The following is a 22,881-nucleotide window of genomic DNA, read 5'->3' on the forward strand; positions in this document are numbered from 1 at the left end:
TCCCTTCCAGCCTATGCGGCTATGGAAGGGGCGTTCTTTATTTCATAGGGTCATCCGTTTGAAGAAACTGCGCAAAGCCCATTTCCGCTCATGTCTTTTCTTGTATTTCGGAAGCGTACGATAGATTGCAATAGACTCATCCAGGCTGGCTCTTGCTTCTTCCTTGCGCCCCAGAGCCTGGTACAAACTGCCCAGCAAATAGCATGCCTCGCTGGAGGAGGATTGGATCGTGCCGAACTGTCCGGCATAGCGGAGCGCCTTCTCCATATCCTTATCCCGGAAAGCCATTGCCAGTGTCAAATAGGGCTGTCCGTATTTAACCCGCTCGTTCAACTCAAGGGCCTTCAGGATATGGGCTTCTCCTTCTTCAATCCGTCCCAATCCGATCACAGCTGTTCCAAGATCATTCCAGAATTCTGCAGAGGCTTCCGATTGAGCTTCAACCCCTGACAGCAGATCTGCCGCCTCACGAAAGTTTCTTTTCTCCAATAATAGACGTGCTAACTCACGCTTGGAAGAAACATCGAATTGATTCAGCGCAAGCTGTTGTCTGAGCTTGGATATCTGACGTGAGCGCTTGAAGGGCTTGGAGATACTGGGAAGCACACCGACGAATCGCCGGTCCAGAAAATAGATAATCAGAAGTAATACAAGGATTGCCAGGAGCGGATTTCCCAGCAGCCAGGATAATAGGAAGAACAACATGACCTTACTCATAAAAACCTCCACCTGATATTGTATTTTCCAATTATAGCATAAAGGAAAAAGGTGATATACATATTTGTGAGGACGTCTAAGCGGATCGGATGAGCTGTGCATAACCTGATACTAGGGAGGTGAGAAGATGGACAGGATGGCATTTATCGCGAGGATTGCTCCTGATGCAGTCCGCGATTGGCAGCAGAATCGGATTGCCGCATCTCTTACGATCGCCCAGGCAGCCTTGGAATCCAATTTTGGAACAAGCGGATTAACGGTGAAGGCTAACAATTTGTTTGGAATTAAAGGGACAGGACCGGCAGGCAGTGAGCAAATGCAGACCACAGAATACAGAGGAGGCTCTCCGATACGGGTAACCGCATCCTTTCGCAAATACCATTCATGGGCCGAGTCCATTGCGGATCATTCCAGATTGCTGCTCACGAAGCGTTATCAAGCTGTTCCCGGCAAGACAGGCAAGGAGGCTGCGCGGGCCGTGGCAGCGGCAGGCTACGCTACCGACCCTGGCTATGCAGCCAAACTGATTGCGATGATGGATAAATACGAATTATATAAATATGATCTTCAAGGAGGGGATGAGCCGATGACTACAGAAGAGAAGAAATTGTTTCAAGCGCTGCAGGCTACCGTATCGAAGCAAGCGGAGCAAATTGCAGCGCTGCAGCGCTATCATGAGCTTCCAACTCCGGAGTGGGCGAAGGAGTCGATTCAGGCGGCGCTGGATTATGACCGGAAGAACCCTCTGATCCAGAACCCTGAGCAGGGAAGCCTTGATTTTTATCGGATTATTACGGTGTTGCATCGCAGGGGATTATTTAAGAAAAGTGGATAAAGTCGCAATTTCAGGGGCAAATGCTTTTCCAGATCATACCTTTGGGACCATTTGCCCTCATACAAAAGTAACATTTTTGTCATAATTATATATACTTCATGGCTGAATGGAGTTATAATGTAACCAATACATCCATACAAGGTAACGTTTCTCTAGGTCCGTAATGATATCCTTTGTGATAAGTGCGTTGGACGGAAAGGAGTGTATCTTATGGAGAATATCGAGGAGCTTAAAATTCAATATATGTTGCTGGAAGAGCGAATCCGCAGCTTCATCTTGGTTCACTCCGATCTGGAGTATGTGCAGGGCTCCAATGAAATCGTGGAAGGCGGAGCGTTCACCTGGACGGAATTATCTCCCGAGTCCAAGGCGCTGCAGTTGGAGCTATGGAGAGAATATATTTCAATCAGCAGACAAGCCCGGAAATTTCTGACCGAGACGGACAGCCCCCATCTCGAGCTCTTTGAAGAGAGCTTTCTCGAGGTCAAGACTTGCCTGAAGCAAAACAGCATGCTCTGGGGACCGTGCCTTCAGGATATATTCAGCAATATGAAGAAGGAGCTTGACTTGCAGCGAAGTCTTGTAAGTCAGGTAAATTACTTAAGCAGACTGTAAGTAGAACCGCTCATGAGGATGGGCGGTTTTTTAATTCAGGAGGCTTTGAAACTCAAGCCAAGAATGTCACGGTAGATGACCTGAATCGCTTTGATAGGGCTCGGGACTTTAATATCTGAAGCAACGAGCACTCCAAATGTAAGCACCGATAAGAAGATCGCTGAATAGATGGCAAGATTTCGCCACTGTTTGTTTTTAATCATGTCAGGCAGATCCATCCCGGCGATACCGCAAAAAGCTATAATTACCAGAAGTACCTTCATTCTCTCACCTCCCGAGCTTTGCCAAGCTTTCGCAAGAAGGCGACCAACAAGGACACGGCTGGCAGCAGAAGTTCATAAGTCAGTGAAAAGAAGGGCGCTGTGCTTGCACCCCAATCTATATTCTCCATCGCGGACTCAAATACAATAAGCGAATAGAAGAATACAAGGGCCGTAGAAACGAGCGTGAGAGGCGGAAAGCTTCTCAGACTCGAGGGTTGATCTGCATTAAATGAAGGATTAGTATGATCCTGATTCGGCAGCGGCTGATTTTTTCTGCCCAGTATATGACCTAATCCCAGTATAAACGCATATAGCAGAATGCAAACTTTAAATAAAAAGAGAAGAATCAGCACCACCGCATAAATACTCTCCATCCGTGTAAGGGTATCCGCAAGGGTCACATAACGTATCGACTCAAAGGATGGCAGCGATACAATAGAGACGAGAGGTCCTAGTGTTAAGATATCACGCAGCATGGCAAACGCCATGGAAAAGGCTGAAAGGAGCAGCCCGAACAGGAGTGGCTTTAGCACTTTTTTCTCTTTTTCCAGCATTGGAGTAATCATTGTAAAGGCGATAATCTCGCCCATCGGGACCGCACCTATAGTAACTGTGCCCTGAATGTAGTTCATGAGGTCCATTTGGAAAAAAGGCTTCAGAAATCCCGGGTTCATGTCATTAAGCACCAGAATAGAATTGATGGCTACTGCACCCGCGACGATCATGCTTAAGCAGATCGATAAATACATGAGGTTTTCGATTCCCTTGCGGAGAGCGTAGGCGCATCCCATTAGGGAAATAAGAAGAACCATCGCTACCGGAGTTTCCGGCATCAAGTAACGCACAACAAAGCTTCCAAGGTCATGGGCATTGAGTGCTGCGAGCGATAAGAAGAAAAACAGATAGAACGCAGATACAACTTTCCCTATAATCGGCCCGAAAATACAGTCGCTGATCTCAATGAGATTCTTTCCGGGAAATTTACGTAGCAGCGCTGCGTAGATAGCCACGATCGGAATCGCAAACAAAAAACCGGTCATAGCCATCGCCCAGGAGTCCTGCCGGGTCACAGCAATGATATAGCCTGAACGCAGTACAGTAGCCTGTATAAAGCAAAACACTGCAAACATCAGATCTTTAGGAGATATATTTCCGCCTGTGCTCTTCACTGTGCACCTCCTGGATGACTGGCCGGACCAGACCGCCCGTGGAACTCAGTTTGACATTTACCCGAATGTCAAGTTCAATCTGAGGAAACATGGTATCCCAGTTGTTCTTCATCTTTTCCCATTCTTTCGGATATTCGCGGCGGATGATCTCGCCAAAACCGAACACATCAGCGGAAAGGGATCTTGCCTGACTTAGTGCATTTTCAATATCAGACCGGATGGCTTCTTTCATCAGTTCCTTCAGTTTCTCCACGTTTTCCAGACGAGACAGATCCTCTGTGGTCTCATTACTTTGAATGGCTCCCTCCTCATTGACGGTCAGTTCCATACGAATGGCTCCGTCCTTGGTTCTTACTGGCTTCAAACTACTATTAGAATGGAGATACTCCAAAGCAACCTGACCCCACTCTGTATCCACGGTCAACGCGCCGCCCCGGGTCCTGTCCGTTATCCAAAGCAATCCCCTTGTTTGGGACTTATCAAGCTCGCCGATCATCTTTCCCTTTTTGAAAACCGCTGTACCGTAGAGCTTCACCTTATCCTTCTTCATCTCGACGATCGGAACTACGGGGGCGGTAGAACCGCTCAATGTGGCAATATTATAATCGCGCAACGTTACAACTGCTGTTTCAGAATTTAATTTCTGGTTCTCCATCATGCCGAAAAGATGAAGGGACGGCACCTTTTCCAAATCGACTTCTTCCTCCAGGATCTTGAAGGCCTTGCCTTTCGAGATCAGAAGCTGGATATTCATGCGCGACTCATAGTCCCGCGTAAATGTATCCAGCCCTTTACCCATTCCTAGCTTTGCAAGCTCGCTGCTAATAACAAGCACCTTATTGTGTGAGAAGTACAATCTTCGGTTTTGCATATGCGAGATTCCTCGCACGGCAGAAAGCACGCTTCTGTCGGTATAACTCATATTCACGTAGGCCTTACCGCCGGAGCTGCTTTTTTGGGATCCGGCACTGGCTCCCATCTCAGCCGCTTTAACCACTTGTGCAGTCAGTTTCAGGGTATCTGGCTGGTCGCTAATATCCAGGGCAGTCCCCACAACAATGGCTAATTTGCTCAGTTCCCGCTGACTCCAGCAGCCGGTCAGGAATGAGGCTAGCAGTACACAGATCCCAAAAACAGTAATACTGCGGGGTAAAGCCCCCTTACGGATCGTACTGTTGTTCCTTGTCATGATTCCTCACTCCAGTCGCCTTTTCACTGCTCGATGGATTTCTGGGAGGATTTGATCTTTGTCGCTTCAAATCCTGCGGATTGGTTGCACGAGGGCGGGTATGCATAGCCCAGAGCGGAGCACGCACAGCAGTATCCTTTAGATCCCTTCTTTGAAATGGTGCTAGCGGTGCAAGATAATGGGCGCCGAAGGATCTGAGGGAAGAAAGATGGACGAGCAAAATGAACACCCCTACAGTTATACCGAGGTTTCCCATCGTAGAGGCAAGAATCAGCAAAAACCACCTTATAATCGAAACAGCATCCATGAGAAAAGGAATAGCAAAGCTTGACACAGCGGTGATTGCAACGACAATAACTACCGGCGCTCCTACGATTCCGGCTTGCACAGCAGCTTCTCCCATGACCAGAGCACCCACGATACTGATGGTCTGTCCGATTGGCCGGGGCATGCGAACCCCTGCTTCCCGCAGAATCTCAAAAATCAGCATCATGATCCCCATTTCCACTGGGGCAGGAAAAGGAATACCTTCACTGGATGCTGCCGTTGTAAACAGCAGTGTGGTTGGAATCAATTCCTGGTGAAAGGTGGTGAACGCGATATATAACGCGGGAGCAAACAGACTGATAGTAAATGCAATTAAGCGCAATATGCGCATTGAAGTGGCATAATGGCTGCGCGAAATATAGTCCTCTGCGGTTTGAAAATTTTCGATAAACAGCATAGGCATCGTCATCACAAAGGGCGTGCCGTCTACGGCAACGGCAACCCGTCCCTCCAACAGCTTACCCGCGACTGCATCCGGCTTCTCACTGCACCAAATTACAGGAAATGGTGTATAGGGGTTATCCTCGATGCGTCGGTATCAATTTTTTTTAAACGGCGTTCCACTTCATCTACCAGGACGGGATCGACGATTCCATCTATATAAAGCAGGTTTACCTGCGTATGGGTCCGTGCTCCGATGACAGCAGAGCGGATTTTAAGTGAAGGATCTTTTATCTTTCGGCGTATCATGGCCGTATTGGTGCGCAAATTCTCGGTAAGGCCCTCCCGTGGACCGCGAACAGAGGTTTCACTGACAGGCTCGGAAACAGCTCTTTTTTCCCCGCCTTTCGCTCCGATATCAAGGGCCTGGCAAAATCCGTCAGTCATCAGTATTGCATTACCTGACAGACAGGCCTCTATGACCTCGTTAGGGGTATAGATGGTTTTGACCACTCCAACGGACAAGAGCCTGTTCCGGATTAAATCCAAATCTGAGAGATCAGATGCTTCTTCTTCGTAAAGGAGATGGTTGTCGTGCATAAGCGGCTTGATGATGCTATCGTTTATTATTGTAGGGTTGGTCAATCCATCTAAAAAAATCAGTGCGGCTTTAACTTCTTTGTCCTTATTTGTTCCAAAGGAAAATTCTCGAATGACAAGGTCAGAACTATCCTCGAACGTAGCCCTGAGAGCAGCAAGGTTTTTTTGTAGTTTTGAGGAAAGAAGCTGTAGCATCTCCTCTCCATGCTGTCGAGCGTCTGTCGATGTCCGCCTTTTCTTTTGCCGCTCTTTAAACAGTCTGATTAATTTTGCGGTATAACGCATTTGATCTAGCCCCTCAATGCCTAGATAATATAGTTTAGGTTTGTGCTGTATAGTTTGGAGTATTTGGAGGGAGTTTATACGGCGCGGCTATAACCTCTGCTGTAATAAAACTAACAAAAGGGCTTTTAGTTCTGTTCGCAACTAGAAAAGTTGATTAAGAAGAAAGAAATCTTTTGAAAATATCAATGTGATATTAGTATGCCACCACTAAACATACAAGTTATGTGCAAAGAGACAATTATTCGCTTGTATATAATACAACTGTACTATATAATACATTTGTATTATATAGTTTAATGTATTTCATTATTGTGCACAGTTGCGTTGCCTATGGAATTGTTTTTTTGGAATGAACAACGAGCAAGCGGGGAAAGGAGCGAAACGATTTGCCGAAAATAGTTGATTATGCTGCTGAGAGGGCCAGGATTGCCGAAGCCGCTTGGCGCTTGATTCAAAAAGAGGGGATTGAGCGCGTTTCTGTCAGAAAAGTGGCCAAAGAGGCTGGGGTTTCAGCAGGAGCGTTGCAGCACTATTTTCGTTCACAAGATGAGTTGCTGGGTTTTGCTATGAGATTGGTGATTGAACGAGTGGAACAACGTTTTGATGAAGTGAACGAGCAACTTGATGAAGTCAGTGTATCAGGTGCTAAGTCTTTACTGTTTGGTCTGCTTCCGCTCGATCAGGAGCGAAAAATAGAGGCGGAGGTTTGGATGTCTCTGTGCGTCAAGGCACTGCATCATGATGGGTTATTCAGTATTAGTCAAAGCGTCCATAAAGCGATGCAGGAACTGATGGTGCTGCTCCTTCAACAACTTGCGGCCGAGCGGTTACTAAAAAGGGGGCTTGATTTAGCAAGTGAAGCTGTCAAGCTCCATCTGCTTTTGGATGGTTTGACCATTCAGCATATGATGCAACCGGCTGTGATGACGCCGGAACAGATGCAAAGGATCATGAATCAACATCTGGATGAATTGATTAGTAGAACAGATGATTAGAGGCGGGGATTAACGTGCAATCACATGAGCTACAAGATGAACTCGGATCGAATGGTTAGTGCCACAGCGGGAGATAAGAGAATTGACTGAGGGGGACATGGAGATTGAACAAGAAGGATAAAGAGCGGAGAAACCGTAAAAAGAAGAATATATGGCATTATACTAAAAAGAGTTTTATAGTTCTGTTGAGCGTGTGCATTCTGATCATTGGAACTGGATTTTTGTATGAAGCTGTTGCGGCAAGGAAGGAAGCCCGATTGTATCCGCCACCCGGGGAACTTATAGACGCGGGGGGTTACAACTTGCATCTTGTTAAAAAGGGAAGTGGAGCACCAACAATTGTGTTTGAAGCAGGTAGTGGTGAAACCAGCCTTTCTTGGCGCGGAATTCCCGATGCATTGTCCGAAGATGCCACCGTTGTTGTTTACGATCGTGCAGGTTACGCATGGAGTGAGCAGGCTCCAAGTGCACGAAGCGGGGAGAACATTGTGCAGGAATTACATGAGGCTTTACAGAATGCTGAGCTACCGGGACCATATATAATGGTGGGTCATTCACTTGGCGGTATGTACGTGAGGCTCTTTGCTCAAACATATCCTGATCAAGTGACGGGACTCGTACTGGTAGATGCGCGTCCAGAAAATGATGAACGCGAGAGCAAGCCCATTTTGGAGAAGGAGAACTTTTCAGGCAATCCGTCGGTCTTTACCATGAAGCTGTTAAAGAGTTCAGGGGTTATGCGCATCTTCAAAGACGGGCTGCTTGAAGGACTGATTCCGAAGGAAGACAGGGATATGTTCGTAAATGTAATAGCCAAATCGACTTTTTTTGAGGCGAAGGATGAAGAAGGCAGGCTTGCTTATATTACGGAGGATAGCATTCGAGGGCAGCATCTTGGCAATCTGCCGGTGCGAATTATAACGCGGGGAATAGCACCAGATTATGTATCTGCAGGGATATCCGAAGAAGGCGGGCGCAAACTAGAAGAGATATGGCAGACTGGACAGCGCCAATTGCTGGACATTTCGTCGGATAGCGAGCAAGTTATAGCAGAAGCAAGCGGACATATGATCATTCACGATCAGCCTGAGCTGGTCGTAGATACAATACGGGAACTGCTTCCTTCGCAGCCGTAATTACATTTATCCTGCCCAGGGATCGATGTAGCCTAAATCGACGAAGCTACTTTTCCTGAATCAATAAAAATTAAACCCGAACTATTGCGGAATTCAAAATTAGAATTTCGCAAAAGAGTCCGGGTTTTTCTTTAATTGAAGTTCTTTTAACCCAACCTCATCACAAATTAACAAACGGACTGGATTAAACCCTCAGCTATTGTCTTCTCAACCGCCTCTGTACGGCTAGCAACTTGAAGTTTAAGGTAAGTGGACGAAATATAGTTGCGAATCGTACCTTCGGATAAGTGGAGTTTGAGAGCAATCTCCTTGTTACGTAAGCCCTCTACCAAGTATTTAAGCACCTGAATTTCTCGATCCGTAAGCTCATATGGGTTTGATTTTTCTGAGTCGAACTGATTATGAAACAAATGCTGGGCAATTTCCTGAGAAATCAGCGTTCCCCCACCGTGAATGAGGCGAATAGATGCCGCAAGTTCCTTGGGATGAATTGACTTTAGTAAGTATCCTTCTGCTCCTAAATGCAACGCTTGTAAAGCAATGTTCGAGTCTTCAATTGAGGTCATCATGATTATCCGAACTTCAGGCCACGAGGCTTTAATCTGGCGTGCTGTTTCGATACCGTCTTGTTTGGGCATGTGAATGTCCATAAGTACCACATCAGGTTGATGCTTCTCACAGTAGGTGATAGCTTGCAACCCATCTTCCACCACAACAAGTTCAAGATCCTTCTCTTCTCCCAGAAGAAGCCTCATGCTTTCACGAACCAGAGGCTGGTCATCTGCTAACAAAATATGAATGGGCTGATTGCTTGCTTCAAACGAATTGGGAATTGTACATGTAATAATTGTCCCTGAATCCACTTGGGAATCTACAAACAACTGGCCTTGTAAGGGAGTCAGCCGTTCTTTCATACTGTTCAATCCAAAGCCGAAGTGAAGCTCTTCAACTCCTTGACCGTTGTCTTGGATCTGTAACATCAGATGTGTCAGATCATAATGCAGAACAACCTGAATCTTACTTGCGTGACCATGCCGGCTTGCATTGGTAAGGGCTTCTTGAAGACATCGGGATAGAGCAAGCTTAACTTGGATCATGACCGGGAACGGTTCGCCGGAACTTCGAAAAATGACATGAACCCCCGCGTTGGTTACAAACGAATCGATAATTTGCATTAAAGTTCGATCTAGAGGCAAAGCCTCTTCAGGTGAAGCCATTTGATGGACTTGCTTCCTAATATCATCCAATCCTGTGCGAGCGAGTTGAATCAGTTTCTCCGACTTAGTCTTTCCTTCAGGCGAGGAAATATATTTGCTCAGTGCTTCCATGCCAAGAATTAATGAGGTGAAGTTGTGACCAATGGTATCGTGTAATTCACGTGCTAATCGATAACGCTCTTCAAGCAAAGTCATACGTTCAATCTGTGAAGAATACTGCTCCAGAATGGCATATTGTTCTCGAATCAAAGAGAGCCTATGGCGGATGGACTCAATACCGCGGCTTCCTTTCTGAAGGGCAAAGCTGAAGCCATACAAAATGACAGCATCGAACAGGGCCTGGTAAAAAACCGGAAAAAAATCTGCCGAATTCACAAGTACGCCGGAGCTTCCAATTAACAGCAGAGCGCTGATTGGAAAAGATATGCCATGGCGAGAGCCGCGTGTGAAGAAGGCGATTGTAAATAAAGATGGAAGAAAAAGCCTGGTCAATCCCCATTCATAAGCCATGAGTATTGAAATGCCGCCGCATAAAACGACCTCAGCAGTCAGATAAAGCCAATAGCGGCCTTTTAAAAGCATGAAAGGAATCAGGTTACACAAAATGACCGGTATGAAGACCCACCAGAAGGAAAAGGAAGCCTCATCTTGGTACATCAAGATCAGAACGGTAGTGACCCAAAGAACACGAAGTAGGAATAGGGATTTATCCTGCCATGACCAATGGTTGAAAATAGATAAATTCACAATATATAGACTCCTTGTTTATAAAATAAAGCGCTATGTGCTTGGAATATCGCCTGGACTGTTTGTCATATTCAAAATATGACATCCTGTCACTCGATTATATGATAAGAGATTTGGTATGTATGGTGGTGCAGGTAAAGCGGGTTTCCATGCAGATAGGGAAATTATAGCTCAATACAAAAATGAATGAAAGGATTGGTGGCATTGCCGTTATTAGAGGTTGTGGGATTAACAAAAAAGATAGGCTCCAAAGCACTTGTTGAAGATGTAACATTTAGCATGGAAAAGGGGGAAATACTAGGTTTGCTTGGTCCGAATGGCGCAGGAAAAACAACAACAATTCGCATGATTGTTGGACTGATGAGCAGAACGGCAGGACAGGCACAGATTAATGGTTTAGACACATTAAAAATGTTCAAAGAAGCGATGAGGCATGTCGGTGTAATTGTGGAAAATCCGGATTTGTATAAGTACTTGTCAGGTTACGATAATTTGTTGCATTTTGCCCGTATGACACCCGGTGTTAGTAAAACTAGAATTCAGGAAGTTATTGAGCTTGTTGGTCTGACTGATCGTATATCGGATAAGGTTGCCGCGTATTCACTGGGAATGCGTCAACGATTGGGGCTGGCTGTTGTGCTCGTCCACCAACCCTCCTTGCTCGTACTTGATGAACCCACTAACGGTTTGGACCCGTCTGGTATCAGGGAGTTACGCAATCATTTGAGGCATTTAGCCCATCAGAATGGTGTGGGGGTTCTTGTTTCCAGTCATCTAATGTCAGAGATGGAGATGATGTGCGATCGGGTTGTCGTGTTACAAAAGGGAAGACTGGTGGGTACCCATATGCTCGGCGACATTTCTGGTCATGAGCGCTCACTCATAGGCTTTGAAGTGGATCGAACCGATCTGGCTATGCAATTGTTGCAGACTCTTATGAAGGGTGCGGATATTACAACGGAACAGAATGTTGTCCAGATTATGATTGATAAGTCGCAAATTCCGGAGATTAGTCGAAAACTGATGGATGCTGGCGTAAATGTATACGGAGTTTCCGCTGCTAAAAAAACGTTGGAGGACACTTTTTTGGAAATGACGGGAGGGAAAGAACATTGATTTCACTCATACGAAATGAGAATTTGAAGATTTATAAACGAACTCGGACATGGGTAATGATGGGAATTGCCATCCTCTATGTTGCCTTACAGATTTTTAACATAAACTCGGCCGGGGAAGGTGTGGTGAGAGATAACTGGCAAGTACAGCTTGAACAGGATAACAGGCAACTTAGTAAAGTTGCCAATCAGCTGGATGCCTTGCCTATAGAGATCATACAAGCCGAGAAACAAATCCTTCTCAATCAGTATCATCTTGATCATAATATGCCGCCATCAGTCAGTGGTTGGGCCTTCACAATTGATCAACTACGAAATATTGTTTTTGCGTCATCCTTAATTGCCATCATTATTGCAGGTGAAATTATGGCAGGCGAGTTTGCAGCAGGTACAATCAAGTTGCTTTTGACTCGTTCAGCCAGCCGGACACAAATTTATTGTTCAAAGTATATCGCCTCGCTGGTATTTGCATTGTTCTTAACAACGATCTGTGTAGCAGTGGCCATGGTGCTTGGTGGTGTGTTTTTTGGATTTGCCGGGCTGACCTCGTCCCATCTCTATGTTCAAGATCAGACAGTTATGGGAATACCGGTACTACAGGCATTATGGTCAGGGTATATTCTGCAGCTTCCCTTTCTGCTTGTCGTAGTGACGTTGGCGTTTATGATATCTGCCGCATTTCGCAGCATTACGTTCTCCATTGTTATTTCTATGTTGATCGCGGTGGCGGGATTTGTGATCTCTATTGCGATGGACGGTTGGGACTGGACACGGTATTTTATTTTTTCTCAGACGGATTGGACACCTTTTGTATACGGTAATCCTTCTGTTGAGGATGTGAGCATGTTATGGGCAGTAGCTTTACTATTATTGCATGTTGTAATTTTGCATTCGATTTCTTATTTTTCGTTTGTAAAACGCGATGTTAGACAATAGAATTCAAAGGGAGTCAAGAACATGAAAAAAATCCAATTCGCAAGTCTTGTTTGTCTTTTGCTTGTCCTAGCAGCTTGTGGCACATCTGGGACAGCAGAGACAACAGATACCAAACAGCTTGAATTATCGGCTCAGGAAGTGGCTAAGTTGGTGGTTGACCATCGGAACGGAACAATCAGCGTGAGAAGCGATACTAGTAGCGACCATATTCAGGTTGAGGCAGGCGTACGATCAAATGGGGCGAGTATGAAGAAGCTCGAACTGGATTTAAGAGCAGATCACAACATTGCCTATTTAGATGCCCGTTTTGAAGGACAATTTTTGGCTACCGGCTCAGGAGCTGTTGACTTGGAAGTCACTGTTCCCAAGGGGGTAGATGTAGAAATTAAGTCGCATCGTGATGGTGATATTACACTTAATCAACTGCAATCCAGTGCATCCATAGATAATATTAATGGTGATATCTTTGTTTCTGGGTTGTCTGGTTCGTTGGTGATTGACAATCGAGACGGGAATGTGACTGTTACGGATATTGCTGAGACGGTTATCATTGATAATTTGAACGGACATGTAGCAATAGAACGCATAGATGGTGCAGTAGAAATCCATGTAGGTGATGGTAGTCTGGCAATTGATCAAGTAAAGAAGGATGTAACGATTACACAAACGGGGAAAGGTGAAGTTTCCATAGGAGAAATAAATGGAAATGTCGTTCACAAAAAATAAACAAGGGCTGAATGTGCGGTTTTGATTGACCGAACTTTGTGTATCATAAAATAATATTTTTCTGAAACAAAAAAGGCACCGATCAATTTTCTTTTGATGGGTGCCTTTTTTTAAAATTCAGCTATTTAATGTTCCGCCCCATGACTATATGGGGAAATTATCGGCGGGTTGGATGCGATTGGCCCAAGAATTACACTAACAAGGCAAAAAACTACCATCACGGATAAATACATTTTCTTCATTACTCAATTCCTCCTTAAGAAGTTGATCAATAATTTGGTAATACCGCGTTTGTTGATCTTCATTGCACTTCTTTCGAGTTGACTCAAAAATGACAGTAAATTTTATAAATGCCCTTGTATCATTAAGAATATCAGATAATTCCAAACCTTGTAAAATTATATCTATTGCAACATGATTTTTATTTCGCGCGAGGTAATAGATTGACATTTTATAAAGAACTTTTGTTATGTATAGTGCTCTTTTATGTTTATAGTATTCAATAGCTCTTTCGATTTCGTGTCTAAACGAATCTAATAAATCGTCAATTTCAAAATCATACCTCAATGAGGAGTTAATAATATTCAGTAGTCCTGGCATTAACTCATCAATTCGTGATTCTCTCAGAAATTGGATATACTGATCTAGGTACTCTAGATTCCCTTCTAGAACATTTACTGCGAGCATATTTGCTCTGGCAAACATGCTGAAAAAGGCAATTTCCTCACTGGCTTCTTTACTCCCATCATCCAGCCAAGAAAGGTCGTTATACCTTTCTATGAGTTCTTTGGATTGACTGTATTGTTCTTTATTTTGTAGTGCGATTCCCTTCATTAACTGACTGTACCCGATGTAATAGACGATGTGCCTTTCGTAATGACTGCGTTTAATTCTAAAATTCTCTTCGGACTCTTGAGCTGAGTGATAGAGCTTGTCAGCAATTTCAATCATTTTATCCCAATCTTCTAATGCATAGGTAGCTTTTAACAAGTCCACTAATGAATCCATTTTTAAATCGTTGAGATATGATGATTCCAAAGAAGATCCTCCCATCCACATTTTTCCTTTTTAACTATCATATTGAATAATTTACCATAAGTCAATTGTCTAGAGAGGATGTGTTGTTCTAGAAATGAGATAGACTTAATATTGTAACACATTGTACAGATTCTGCCGTAATAGTGACACAGTGACAATGGCGGTATTTGCAGTTGATGCTCATAGGGATCGAATTAAGCTCATATATATGGAAGAAAGCCTCATCTGGCGGTAGGAAGCGAGCGCCAGTACAATGCCACAATGGACGCTGGATACGATTGCGAACCGATTTACAAGCAAGTTCGTTCACTCGGCTCATGCCGTCATTGCATACAACCGTCGGATAGAACCTGAACTTGTAGGATTCGATGAACATTTTGCACCCACTTGCGTCAGAGAGCATTCCTATCGATATGATAGCTATGATCTCAAGTATGAGACATTGAAGGACGTTCGTCTGAAAGAGTGTGTGAGGACTTTCATTGGCACAGGATTCGCTATGCCAGAAGGTATACAAGATGAAAACGACGACCGATCTTCGCAAATACACTGCCCCTGCACGCGGAACAATGTCATGGAAAGGAACTCGCTAAGAAGAGATCCGCAGTCGAACGAGTAAATGCGTACTTGTAAGAACATCATATTGCCGTTTAAGTATTGATCATTATTAAGACATATGCGACAATGGTAATTAAGGTAAATGTACCTTAAAAAACCATTTTAATACAAGGAAGAGAATTGTGAAAAAGTTAGTTGTATTGTTACTGGCTGTTATTATGCTTGTTTCCGTTGTCCCCAGTACTTTTGCCCAAGATTTTACTAAGGACACTATAATTCAAGAGGAGATTAAATCTAGCTTTACGAAAGATGATATTTTAAAGCTGAGTCCATATGTTTCTGTTGAGAAAGGATATTTTGTATTAGATTCTGAAAATGCGTTGCGGGCTGGTCATAGTAAAGAGTTGATTAAAGGACAGCAAAGTTATTTTGATTATTTAAATAAAGAAATTCAACAGGGTAACTTGGCTGCCAAAGAGAATTTGGAAATTATTAATCTTAAAACACCTTCCGATAATTTCAACATTGCGGCTTCCTGTGAAGGTATATCTACTGCTGTTGAACATCATTGGTGGGGTTATAGTAGATATATGGATAGTTGTGAAGCTGATCGATTTGCGGCAGATCTAGCAAGCGCTGCTTCTGTTGCCACTGGAGTTGCAGTAGTAGCTGCATACTTTGGAGGAGTCCCAGCAATCCCGCCTGGATTAGGAGCTGCTTACTTTGCATTAGTATCGTCTAGAGTATCGTCTAACAATGCACATGGAACGGGAATATTTATTGAAATGACCTGGGTTCTTGTTTTTGATATCACTCCCCAGTAAACTCAAATAGGAGATCTCATATGTCATCAACCACTTGGATTGCTTACACCATGTTGGCGTTATCGGGTTTCATAGTAATCAGATCCATTTTAAAGATCATTAATCGTTCAATAGCAAACAAAGACGAACGTCATTTAACCGCTAAGAAGCTTGTCCTTATAATTGCTGCAACTTTTGTATTTCTTGCTGTTGTAGTCTATTTACTTGTAAGTAGGTAATCTTGATAATAAATATCAGGTATCGCATAAAACTAGCCCCCATGTCTTAGAAATGGGGGCTAGTTTTATGTTTCCCGGTCTATGGTCATCCCCAGCCTGGAAGCTACTTTCGGCTCAACTTAGAAATACTATTTCAACACTTCCGGTCATTTTATTCTGATTACAGATAACTACGGGAACCGCGTAGAATTGCGCTATTTTACGGGAGCGCATAATGGGGCAACGGTGCTGTCCAGTATTCAAAATAGCGACGGACATGTGCCTGCCTTTTGCGGCCGGACGGATCACCGTTTCTCAAACCGGGACCGAGCGAAGAGTGGAGTATGTTACCGCATTAGATGATGAACAACCCATCTTGAGCGAAGTGAAGGATGCGCTGGGGCGGAGTACAAAATATTTTCACTATTACCCCGCGTCCCGTAACAATTTCCTGGCTGCACTAAAGGACCAGGAGACCCTTCAGCCTGTCAAGCATTTCGCCTTATTGCTGCGCTGAATCATCCGGCTTCGGGGACAATGGAACTGGACTATACCCCGGCTCGCAAGCGAATCGGCGAGCATGCTACGGATTTTGTCTTTAAGGACAAGGAACGTAAAACCTTTATTCTACGCCACTGGGAGATGTTGCTCTTCACCCTGCTGAATTCACTTATTCGGGGGAAGATTTGAACAGCTATGGACAAGCTGCAGTGGACGACGACAGTAATGCTCTGCCATTACCTACCCCAGTTCATTGTATTGATAGGTGGCCGTTAGAGGCGAAGACTCGCTTCCCCCTTGCTTAGGAACTACACTGTTCAACCACTCAGCGAATAGTAATTATTTTGGGACCCAAGAAGATAAGGCAGTAGATAAGTTAAAGTCATTAGATTTATGATTCGACTCAGACAAAAACAAATAGAACAATGGGTCAATAGCTGGAGCTTTGGTGATTTTTTCTTGGGGAAAGATTGCGAATCAATGGATGATGAAATAATTTTGAAGCAGTTTGGAGATATCTTGTTATATAACTGGATGAGGAGAGTTAAAGAACTTTTTCCAAATAGAAATGTTATTGTTGAATATGGGGTCAAGGGCTGATGGGTGAGTTAGGTCTTTCAATTACTTTTTATCAACAATAACTTCTACTGGTTGAACCAATTAATTTGAATTGCAGAAACAACCGCTATCTTCGCTAAAACGGTTGTTTTTGCGTATATATTCCTGTTATTTACCTACCATATCACCAACTCCTTACCTGAACTCTTGTTGCTGACTGACGTCAGTGGCAACAAATGGGAGCAATCTTATACCTACGGAGCTGGCGTAGGCGGAGCAGCGTGAGTTATCTGTCGAGTGCAGATGGAAGTAACACTTGGAGCCTAGCAGAAACCAATGGAACTGCACCTCAGTGAACTAGAATTGTGAAGTGGCACCTAGCTACCATCACGATTAGTTCGAGATATTTAAGCAACTGGAGATGTATCGACTTGCCTGTTGGGGACTGGACTGGGATGCGTAGATCACAGCAGCAGTCAGGTGCAATATTACCAGCTTAATGGTCACGGGGATGTTGTGGGTCTGACCGACAGTCAAGGACAGCAACTCAACGCCTACACCTACGATATTTGGGGAAACCCGGAAACTGAAGAAGAGACCGTACCGAACATATTCCGCTATTCGGGCGAGTATTGGGACAGCACCACGGATCTGCAATACCTGCGTGCACGTTGGTATGATCCGAATGCGGGAAGATTTGTTTCCAAGGATCCTTATCAAGGCAGTCTTGATAATCCGTTGAGTTTGAATCGGTATTCGTATGTGAGTAATAGCCCTCTAAAATATGTGGACCCTTCAGGCTACCGACAGGAGTGGGTGGAGATACTCCCAAGTCAGTATGGAAAAAGATTGGTGACGGTGCTTACCAGATAGTAGATCTTTACACAATGGGCGATCTAAGTGACTATGTAGATGTCTCAATAAATAGACCGTATACTGTTGAACACTTTACAAAAGCTGGGTTATTAGTACTCTCAGTGGTTCCCATAGCACAAGCCGAGAAGGCAAGTCTAAAGGCAGCGGATGAGGGTGCAAGCTTAATTCAAAAAGCGGGAAAATGGTTTAAAGTTAAGGTTATGGGTAAGGGGAAGATTGATTTAACGGTTAAACCTATTGCCGAAAACCAAAAGCTTCAAAATGCAATAAACCAACTATATCGTCCAAATGCTACTGTTGGAAATGGAAGTACGATGGATGCAATCAGGCATGAGTTGAATACGGGTCAACTTGTTGGAGGGAAAAGTCATTTGCAAAAAGGTCAAGAGAGAGTAAAGAACTTAGAGAATATACTAAAAAAGGAACAGCTTAGCACTCAAGATAAAGCATTAGCTGAGGCGTTACTCCAAGATTTGAAAGCTGCTCTCTCCGGAAAGTAAGGTGACTAAGTATGGATTATAATAACGTTGTTCAAAAAATGCTCAAGGTAATACCTGAGGTCACTCCGCTATATGAAAAAGAGTTAGAATGGTGGGATGAGATATTACCACATATCGTTTTCGGTGATGTTGTAAATCCCTACATCATTAGATTGTTGCGTGAAGGTAACGACGAACAAATAGCAAAGAATGTTTTCAATTTTCTTGAGGAGATGGCTATTTGTTCGGACGAGAAAGTTCATGAAATATTAGCGGTAACAGTGCTTGAACAACTAGGTGACGACCCGACGATTTTAGAAGAAGCAAGAAGATACATGGGAAATGAAACAAAAAAAATATCCGACGAGGTAGAAAAGGGTTGGGGCAGATAACCCTATGCCTTTATTCACGAAACCTTGATTGCCTAAGCCCTGCATTGAAAAATGGTTGGAAAGTTGAAATTCCTAATGGTAAAAAACCTATTGTAGTACGAATTATGAATGAGGGTTCGGGTGGCAGGACACAACCTTATTTTAGGGTAAGTATTGACGGGAAAAGGCTCCTTTACGTTGGATGGAAAACTGACTAACGATAAAGGACGGACGCATATTGATATGACGGACGACTTCTTGAAGCAAATCACAGACATTGTAAATTCTTATACTGGGAAGTGATTGAATGAATTGAAGTTACAATTAAATAAATTATGGGCAGGGACAATCGAAAACCTAAAAATAGACTTACTGAATAGTTCGATCGCTTTGAAAATTCGGGTGATTGAAAACGGGGTCCTTAGTAATTTCGAAGTGATTTTTTATGAAATCTCTGCACATTACTTTATTAAAAAGAGCGGTGAAAATAGACTTGAGAATATTCAGGTTGAAGAAGGTGATTACTTAGAATTAACGTCTATTGATTACTTTGAAACTGGTATTGGGGATATAACTATTAGATCAATGACGAACAATTGGGTTAGCCAATACTTTTCATCTGCTAATTTTGCATTAGAAATATGGAGTTCATTGCTTTTCATTGAGGCTAAAAAAATTGCCATCAATGGTGTTATTTTTGATGCTTAGAAGATCAAACTGCAATTAGAAAAATAGACTAAAACCTTGATTGGCTTCGTGTCTTTCAAGGTTTTTCTTTGGTGGTGACTGTTTACTGACCAATAAAAGGAGTCGATAGTTTGGACAACCTTGAAATTATTCTAGAGGACTTTCGAAAAGACATGTTAAACAAGCTAGTGTTTGAAGAACTTAAGATTAGTTCATTAGAAGCGAAGTCATCTCATTTCTTTGATAAGAACAGTGGAGATGATATTGAATTTTATCAAGTGAAGAATTTAAAGGAAATACTCTCACCATTAGGAACGGGAAATGTATTTCTGAACCAAGTAGAAATAGGATGTAGCATAAATAATGTTCTGATAATATTTTCCTTTGATAAAGATGTAGGGGATATTACTTTTAATTTTTCAGAAAGAGAGTTATTAGGAGGTGAGGGAACTGAAATAAAGCTGAAAGCTAAGAAAATAGTGGAAACTCTCTTAGTTCTAAAAGACAAATATGATATTCCGAAAATCAGAATTGGTTTTGAGCCTGCATCCGATGATGATAGTTGCTTACTAGTGATTTGTCAGGAAGCGATTGATTTAGAGAGTGCTGTTGAACGAATTTTGAGATAGCACCTAAAAACTTAAGGAGACGTTATATCCCCTTAAGTTTTTTTGGCAAGTGGATCCAAGTGAGTTTACGCATATGCACGGGGCTGGAGTTGTCGGGGAACTCCCAAGTCAGTAAGGAAAAAGATTGGTGACGGTGCTTACAAAATAGTAGATCTTTACACAATGGGCGAGCTAAGTGATTATGTAGATGTCTTGATAATAGGCCGTATACTGTTGAACATTTTGCAAAGGCTGGATTGTTAGTAATCTCAGTGGTTCCCGTAGCACAAGCCGAGAAGGCAAGTCTAAAGGCAGCGGATGAGGGTGCAAGCTTAATTCAAAAAGCGGGAAAATGGTTTAAAGTTAAGGTTATGGGTAAGGGAACAGGGAATTCCCTAAATAATATTAAAGGATTAGATGACATCTTGAATGACACAAGTAAGTTGAAAGGGGTTAAACCAGAAGAGCTTTATAAGTACCTAAATGATAATGGGTATAAGCCATCACCACTAAATAAGAGTCGAAATTATACAGGAGTGCCTTTTGAAGAAGGTGGAGGCTTCAAAGTTAATTGGGGAGGTGACAGAATACTACAATATCATCCGGGAAGTAGTTATCATGGGGATGTACCATACTATAAAATATCTTCAGGTAGTACTGGAACACGGAGATTTGATATTGACGGAAATCTTTTAGAATAAAAAGTAGAGGTGAGACATGGAGACAATTGAAAATAAAATTATTTTGCTATTTAAGGAACTAAACTTCAAGAGGGAGGTAATCAATAATTCTGTTGTTTATGAATCCGAAGGAAAGTATCTCAAATTAACCTTTATTAACAAGCTAAAGTCTTACGTTATTGAATATGCCGATAGTTATGACGAAGCTAACAAGAATCTTTTTGAAGATGGCGATTTATATCCTATAACTATGGATGAAGACGAATTAATTTGTAAGATGCGTAACGAAATAATTAACTCCTGAAAAACACATTTTGCAGGTAAATGAATATGCAAATGGTAAACTGAAAAATAGTTAAACCCACTCAGATAATAGCTCTAAGTGGGTCTGAATATATTAAGATTGCGAGATAGTTAGTGTTCCAGTGCTTGCTGTAACTGTGTAATTCATATTTACTGGGAAAGTAGCACCAGATAGGGCTCCACCACTTGGGGATTGAACAGTCCCATTAAACGACTGGACTAATTTAGCATATCCGCTTCCTGTCGTGTTATTATACGTTGGTGTTGTGAAGGTGCATCCAAGATAAACGCCGTATGCTTTAAGTGTTAATGGATAAGAAGTTATGGTAGCGCTTGAATAATTTGTTATCTTAGCAGTAAGACTACCTTCAACAGTTGCTACTTTATAGTTTCCTAAGTACACACTTTGATCAACAATAAATGTAACATCTTCTATTTCTGCTAATATAGTTATTGCTTTACTAAGCTTCTTTGATCCTGAAATAACAACAAGTCCTTCTTCATTTTGAGAAATACTTACATCGTAACCTTTAGTTAGGTACTCGTTATAAGTAGCTTGTTGGTCAATGGTTAGGTCATGAAAGCTTAAAGTTTTAGGACTCGCATAGGCAGGAATAGCAAGAGCAAAAAGAAAAAGTAATGATAACGATGTGCAGAGTAACTTTTTAATCATTATAAAAAACCTCCCTTTTTTGGTATATTGTATAGTTCGACATACACATTTTAAATTCCTTCTTATGGAATATTGGAAAAAATGTGGTGTTTTTGTGGATTATTTCTTCATATTGTCATAATATAAATACATCACTTCATTTTGCACTCCAATATCACTTAAGGGGAATGAGTTATGGAGATCTTGTGGGGAATAGGGAAATTTTTTCTTTTTATTGGGGGAATAGGATTGGCAATATATGTGTATAGTTTAACAATAAGAGGTCTCAATCAAATACCTGACCATGACGACAAAAAGGCAAAAGATAATGATTAATTATTAGAAAAAGCAGAGGGGTATATCCATAGGGCAAAACACATGTCCTGTAAGGAATAGGATGCCTAAGGTTGCTTAGGAAATAGAGAATTTCAAAAGTTACGAATGGACATCGAGTACTAATTGCTGAATAAACAAGTATACCTGGCATTTGTGAATAAAGTTGCCAGATTAATAAAACTTATTAGTTAGGTGACGCACTATACCATAATAAACTAGCCTAGACGATAATTTATTCCGTGGAATACCATGAATTGATGGCCTGTGATTGTTATTCACAGGTCTATTTCTATTTTGAAGGAGGAAGTGTCCAATGAGTTTTAGTGACAAACGTGAGTTTGAATTTTCGAGAACGTTAGCTAATAATAGTACGATCTTCCAGTGATTTTTTCGCAGTTAGCTCAAATATTGAAACAACAAAATGTATCAACAGAACATAAGACTCTTGATGTTAAAAAAGCGGCAGCTTTTTTAAGGGTCTCCACTTGGATGATTTACGAAATGGTACGAAAAAAGAAAATTCCATTCTTTCGTATCGGCAGTCGGATATTTTTTAGGCAGGCTGACCTGGAGATGATGATAAAAGAGCAAGTGCAAGGTAATGTGAATCGAAGATAAATGAGTTCTTTTATTGGGGATTTGGTCCCCAACTCATCAAGAGGGCTTATGTTATATTGTTTAATACTGCTCTGTATCAGTCCTAAAGGCCTTATCTAATACGGGCTAAATAAACTGTTATAATAAAAAAGCGGGGCTCTCTTTCGAGAGCCCCATCATGGGAGAGGAGAAACCGGACGAAGAGCTTATGGGGAAACGTAAGTCTTCTCCGCGGTTGTCTACGACATTTGTGATGTCGATAGCTCCATTGTGTCCCTTCCAGCCAGAATTATACATAGTGTGATGAAAAACTTGTGTGGATTGCATTTTTCAATCCTTATGTGATTGTGGTACGATATCGAC

27 protein-coding genes and 2 pseudogenes are annotated in these 22,881 nt (G+C 42.5%); 21 read left to right on the forward strand and 8 right to left on the reverse strand.

What is annotated here, in order from left to right; all coding sequences use genetic code 11:
• Positions 1-42 precede the first annotated feature (42 nt).
• Positions 43-717, reverse strand: a complete 675-nt coding sequence (locus KI362_RS07505; protein WP_301626100.1) for a tetratricopeptide repeat protein — start codon at positions 715-717, stop codon at positions 43-45.
• Between the two features lie 127 nt (positions 718-844).
• On the opposite strand from KI362_RS07505, the gene KI362_RS07510 reads away from it, so the two are divergent.
• On the forward strand, positions 845-1,552 hold the full coding sequence (locus tag KI362_RS07510; protein WP_301626102.1) for a glycoside hydrolase family 73 protein: 708 nt from the start codon (positions 845-847) through the stop codon (positions 1,550-1,552).
• A 210-nt stretch (positions 1,553-1,762) separates the two neighbouring features.
• The gene (locus KI362_RS07515) at positions 1,763-2,167 is read left to right on the forward strand and encodes a hypothetical protein (protein ID WP_301626104.1); all 405 of its coding nucleotides are present in this window, start codon (positions 1,763-1,765) and stop codon (positions 2,165-2,167) included.
• A 35-nt stretch (positions 2,168-2,202) separates the two neighbouring features.
• Here KI362_RS07515 and KI362_RS07520 read toward each other — a convergent pair whose 3' ends face one another.
• The 4 genes and pseudogenes from KI362_RS07520 to KI362_RS07535 form a co-directional block, all read right to left on the reverse strand.
• Positions 2,203-2,430 (reverse strand): hypothetical protein, encoded by a 228-nt coding sequence (locus KI362_RS07520; protein WP_301626106.1) that lies wholly within the window; start codon positions 2,428-2,430, stop codon positions 2,203-2,205.
• A complete protein-coding gene (locus KI362_RS07525; RefSeq protein ID WP_301626107.1) occupies positions 2,427-3,560 on the reverse strand; it encodes a GerAB/ArcD/ProY family transporter in 1,134 nt (377 codons plus the stop codon). The genes KI362_RS07520 and KI362_RS07525 overlap by 4 nt, the downstream gene beginning before the upstream one ends.
• A gap of 7 nt (positions 3,561-3,567) precedes the next feature.
• A complete protein-coding gene (locus KI362_RS07530) occupies positions 3,568-4,788 on the reverse strand; it encodes a Ger(x)C family spore germination protein (protein ID WP_301626109.1) in 1,221 nt (406 codons plus the stop codon).
• Positions 4,760-6,381, reverse strand: a pseudogene (locus KI362_RS07535) (spore germination protein). The gene KI362_RS07530 and the pseudogene KI362_RS07535 overlap by 29 nt, the downstream one beginning before the upstream one ends.
• 386 nt (positions 6,382-6,767) lie before the next feature.
• On the opposite strand from KI362_RS07535, the gene KI362_RS07540 reads away from it, so the two are divergent.
• Together KI362_RS07540 and KI362_RS07545 are read left to right on the forward strand one after the other, a co-directional pair.
• Positions 6,768-7,376, forward strand: coding sequence for a TetR/AcrR family transcriptional regulator (locus tag KI362_RS07540; protein WP_301626110.1), 609 nt, complete (start codon positions 6,768-6,770; stop codon positions 7,374-7,376).
• Positions 7,377-7,480: 104 nt separating this feature from the next.
• Positions 7,481-8,512 carry an alpha/beta fold hydrolase gene (locus KI362_RS07545; protein ID WP_374705630.1) on the forward strand — a complete coding sequence of 344 codons (1,032 nt, stop codon included), beginning with the start codon at positions 7,481-7,483 and terminating at the stop codon, positions 8,510-8,512.
• Between the two features lie 167 nt (positions 8,513-8,679).
• Here KI362_RS07545 and KI362_RS07550 read toward each other — a convergent pair whose 3' ends face one another.
• Positions 8,680-10,476 carry a helix-turn-helix transcriptional regulator gene (locus KI362_RS07550; RefSeq protein ID WP_301626111.1) on the reverse strand — a complete coding sequence of 599 codons (1,797 nt, stop codon included), beginning with the start codon at positions 10,474-10,476 and terminating at the stop codon, positions 8,680-8,682.
• Positions 10,477-10,680: 204 nt separating this feature from the next.
• Here KI362_RS07550 and KI362_RS07555 point away from each other — a divergent pair, with 204 nt between their 5' ends.
• The 3 genes from KI362_RS07555 to KI362_RS07565 are packed head-to-tail and all read left to right on the forward strand — an operon-like array spanning position 10,681 to position 13,253.
• Positions 10,681-11,592 (forward strand): ABC transporter ATP-binding protein, encoded by a 912-nt coding sequence (locus tag KI362_RS07555; protein ID WP_081671662.1) that lies wholly within the window; start codon positions 10,681-10,683, stop codon positions 11,590-11,592.
• Positions 11,589-12,527 carry an ABC transporter permease gene (locus KI362_RS07560; protein ID WP_301626113.1) on the forward strand — a complete coding sequence of 313 codons (939 nt, stop codon included), beginning with the start codon at positions 11,589-11,591 and terminating at the stop codon, positions 12,525-12,527. The genes KI362_RS07555 and KI362_RS07560 overlap by 4 nt, the downstream gene beginning before the upstream one ends.
• 21 nt (positions 12,528-12,548) lie before the next feature.
• A complete protein-coding gene (locus KI362_RS07565; protein ID WP_301626114.1) occupies positions 12,549-13,253 on the forward strand; it encodes a hypothetical protein in 705 nt (234 codons plus the stop codon).
• Positions 13,254-13,448: 195 nt separating this feature from the next.
• Here KI362_RS07565 and KI362_RS07570 read toward each other — a convergent pair whose 3' ends face one another.
• Positions 13,449-14,291, reverse strand: a complete 843-nt coding sequence (locus KI362_RS07570; RefSeq protein ID WP_301626115.1) for a hypothetical protein — start codon at positions 14,289-14,291, stop codon at positions 13,449-13,451.
• A gap of 207 nt (positions 14,292-14,498) precedes the next feature.
• On the opposite strand from KI362_RS07570, the pseudogene KI362_RS07575 reads away from it, so the two are divergent.
• The 12 genes and pseudogenes from KI362_RS07575 to KI362_RS07630 all read left to right on the forward strand — a co-directional run.
• Positions 14,499-14,921: pseudogene (locus tag KI362_RS07575) on the forward strand (IS5/IS1182 family transposase); the annotation flags it as partial.
• Positions 14,922-15,031: 110 nt separating this feature from the next.
• Positions 15,032-15,673: a hypothetical protein gene (locus tag KI362_RS07580; protein WP_301626116.1), complete on the forward strand. Its 642-nt coding sequence runs from the start codon at positions 15,032-15,034 to the stop codon at positions 15,671-15,673.
• A 474-nt stretch (positions 15,674-16,147) separates the two neighbouring features.
• Complete coding sequence (locus KI362_RS07585; RefSeq protein ID WP_301626117.1) at positions 16,148-16,387, forward strand: hypothetical protein; 240 nt, start codon at positions 16,148-16,150, stop codon at positions 16,385-16,387.
• Between the two features lie 20 nt (positions 16,388-16,407).
• Complete coding sequence (locus tag KI362_RS07590; RefSeq protein ID WP_301626119.1) at positions 16,408-16,560, forward strand: hypothetical protein; 153 nt, start codon at positions 16,408-16,410, stop codon at positions 16,558-16,560.
• Between the two features lie 204 nt (positions 16,561-16,764).
• Positions 16,765-16,971 carry a hypothetical protein gene (locus KI362_RS07595; protein WP_301626121.1) on the forward strand — a complete coding sequence of 69 codons (207 nt, stop codon included), beginning with the start codon at positions 16,765-16,767 and terminating at the stop codon, positions 16,969-16,971.
• A 396-nt stretch (positions 16,972-17,367) separates the two neighbouring features.
• Positions 17,368-17,802 carry an RHS repeat-associated core domain-containing protein gene (locus KI362_RS07600; RefSeq protein ID WP_374705631.1) on the forward strand — a complete coding sequence of 145 codons (435 nt, stop codon included), beginning with the start codon at positions 17,368-17,370 and terminating at the stop codon, positions 17,800-17,802.
• Positions 17,742-18,305 (forward strand): hypothetical protein, encoded by a 564-nt coding sequence (locus KI362_RS07605; protein WP_301626123.1) that lies wholly within the window; start codon positions 17,742-17,744, stop codon positions 18,303-18,305. Before KI362_RS07600 ends, KI362_RS07605 begins: the two co-directional genes overlap by 61 nt.
• A gap of 11 nt (positions 18,306-18,316) precedes the next feature.
• Positions 18,317-18,676, forward strand: a complete 360-nt coding sequence (locus tag KI362_RS07610; RefSeq protein WP_301626125.1) for a DUF7674 family protein — start codon at positions 18,317-18,319, stop codon at positions 18,674-18,676.
• Between the two features lie 282 nt (positions 18,677-18,958).
• Positions 18,959-19,363 carry a YxiG family protein gene (locus tag KI362_RS07615; RefSeq protein ID WP_301626126.1) on the forward strand — a complete coding sequence of 135 codons (405 nt, stop codon included), beginning with the start codon at positions 18,959-18,961 and terminating at the stop codon, positions 19,361-19,363.
• A gap of 110 nt (positions 19,364-19,473) precedes the next feature.
• On the forward strand, positions 19,474-19,971 hold the full coding sequence (locus KI362_RS07620) for a hypothetical protein (RefSeq protein ID WP_301626127.1): 498 nt from the start codon (positions 19,474-19,476) through the stop codon (positions 19,969-19,971).
• Between the two features lie 236 nt (positions 19,972-20,207).
• Complete coding sequence (locus KI362_RS07625) at positions 20,208-20,651, forward strand: hypothetical protein (RefSeq protein ID WP_301626128.1); 444 nt, start codon at positions 20,208-20,210, stop codon at positions 20,649-20,651.
• Positions 20,652-20,667: 16 nt separating this feature from the next.
• Complete coding sequence (locus KI362_RS07630) at positions 20,668-20,934, forward strand: hypothetical protein (RefSeq protein ID WP_301626129.1); 267 nt, start codon at positions 20,668-20,670, stop codon at positions 20,932-20,934.
• A gap of 93 nt (positions 20,935-21,027) precedes the next feature.
• On the opposite strand, the gene KI362_RS07635 is transcribed toward KI362_RS07630, so the two are convergent.
• A complete protein-coding gene (locus tag KI362_RS07635) occupies positions 21,028-21,606 on the reverse strand; it encodes a hypothetical protein (RefSeq protein ID WP_301626130.1) in 579 nt (192 codons plus the stop codon).
• 174 nt (positions 21,607-21,780) lie between these two features.
• On the opposite strand from KI362_RS07635, the gene KI362_RS07640 reads away from it, so the two are divergent.
• Complete coding sequence (locus KI362_RS07640; RefSeq protein WP_301626132.1) at positions 21,781-21,921, forward strand: hypothetical protein; 141 nt, start codon at positions 21,781-21,783, stop codon at positions 21,919-21,921.
• Between the two features lie 381 nt (positions 21,922-22,302).
• Entirely contained in the window at positions 22,303-22,539 is a 237-nt protein-coding gene (locus KI362_RS07645; protein WP_301626134.1) for a helix-turn-helix domain-containing protein, read from the forward strand.
• Positions 22,540-22,881: the final 342 nt, after the last annotated feature.

Source organism: Paenibacillus apis (assembly GCF_018333295.1).
GTDB lineage: Bacteria > Bacillota > Bacilli > Paenibacillales > Paenibacillaceae > Fontibacillus > Fontibacillus antibioticophila.

Excerpts from the sequence above, each read along its gene's own strand:
- KI362_RS07505 (WP_301626100.1), bottom strand. The coding sequence starts at position 717 with ATGAGTAAGGTCATGTTGTTCTTCCTATTATCCTGGCTGCTGGGAAAT.
- KI362_RS07510 (WP_301626102.1), top strand. The coding sequence starts at position 845 with ATGGACAGGATGGCATTTATCGCGAGGATTGCTCCTGATGCAGTCCGC.
- KI362_RS07515 (WP_301626104.1), top strand. The coding sequence starts at position 1,763 with ATGGAGAATATCGAGGAGCTTAAAATTCAATATATGTTGCTGGAAGAG.
- KI362_RS07520 (WP_301626106.1), bottom strand. The coding sequence starts at position 2,430 with ATGAAGGTACTTCTGGTAATTATAGCTTTTTGCGGTATCGCCGGGATG.
- KI362_RS07525 (WP_301626107.1), bottom strand. The coding sequence starts at position 3,560 with ATGTTTGCAGTGTTTTGCTTTATACAGGCTACTGTACTGCGTTCAGGC.
- KI362_RS07530 (WP_301626109.1), bottom strand. The coding sequence starts at position 4,788 with ATGACAAGGAACAACAGTACGATCCGTAAGGGGGCTTTACCCCGCAGT.
- KI362_RS07565 (WP_301626114.1), top strand. The coding sequence starts at position 12,549 with ATGAAAAAAATCCAATTCGCAAGTCTTGTTTGTCTTTTGCTTGTCCTA.
- KI362_RS07585 (WP_301626117.1), top strand. The coding sequence starts at position 16,148 with ATGTGCCTGCCTTTTGCGGCCGGACGGATCACCGTTTCTCAAACCGGG.
- KI362_RS07590 (WP_301626119.1), top strand. The coding sequence starts at position 16,408 with ATGGAACTGGACTATACCCCGGCTCGCAAGCGAATCGGCGAGCATGCT.
- KI362_RS07595 (WP_301626121.1), top strand. The coding sequence starts at position 16,765 with ATGATTCGACTCAGACAAAAACAAATAGAACAATGGGTCAATAGCTGG.
- KI362_RS07610 (WP_301626125.1), top strand. The coding sequence starts at position 18,317 with ATGGATTATAATAACGTTGTTCAAAAAATGCTCAAGGTAATACCTGAG.
- KI362_RS07630 (WP_301626129.1), top strand. The coding sequence starts at position 20,668 with ATGGAGACAATTGAAAATAAAATTATTTTGCTATTTAAGGAACTAAAC.
- KI362_RS07635 (WP_301626130.1), bottom strand. The coding sequence starts at position 21,606 with ATGATTAAAAAGTTACTCTGCACATCGTTATCATTACTTTTTCTTTTT.
- KI362_RS07640 (WP_301626132.1), top strand. The coding sequence starts at position 21,781 with ATGGAGATCTTGTGGGGAATAGGGAAATTTTTTCTTTTTATTGGGGGA.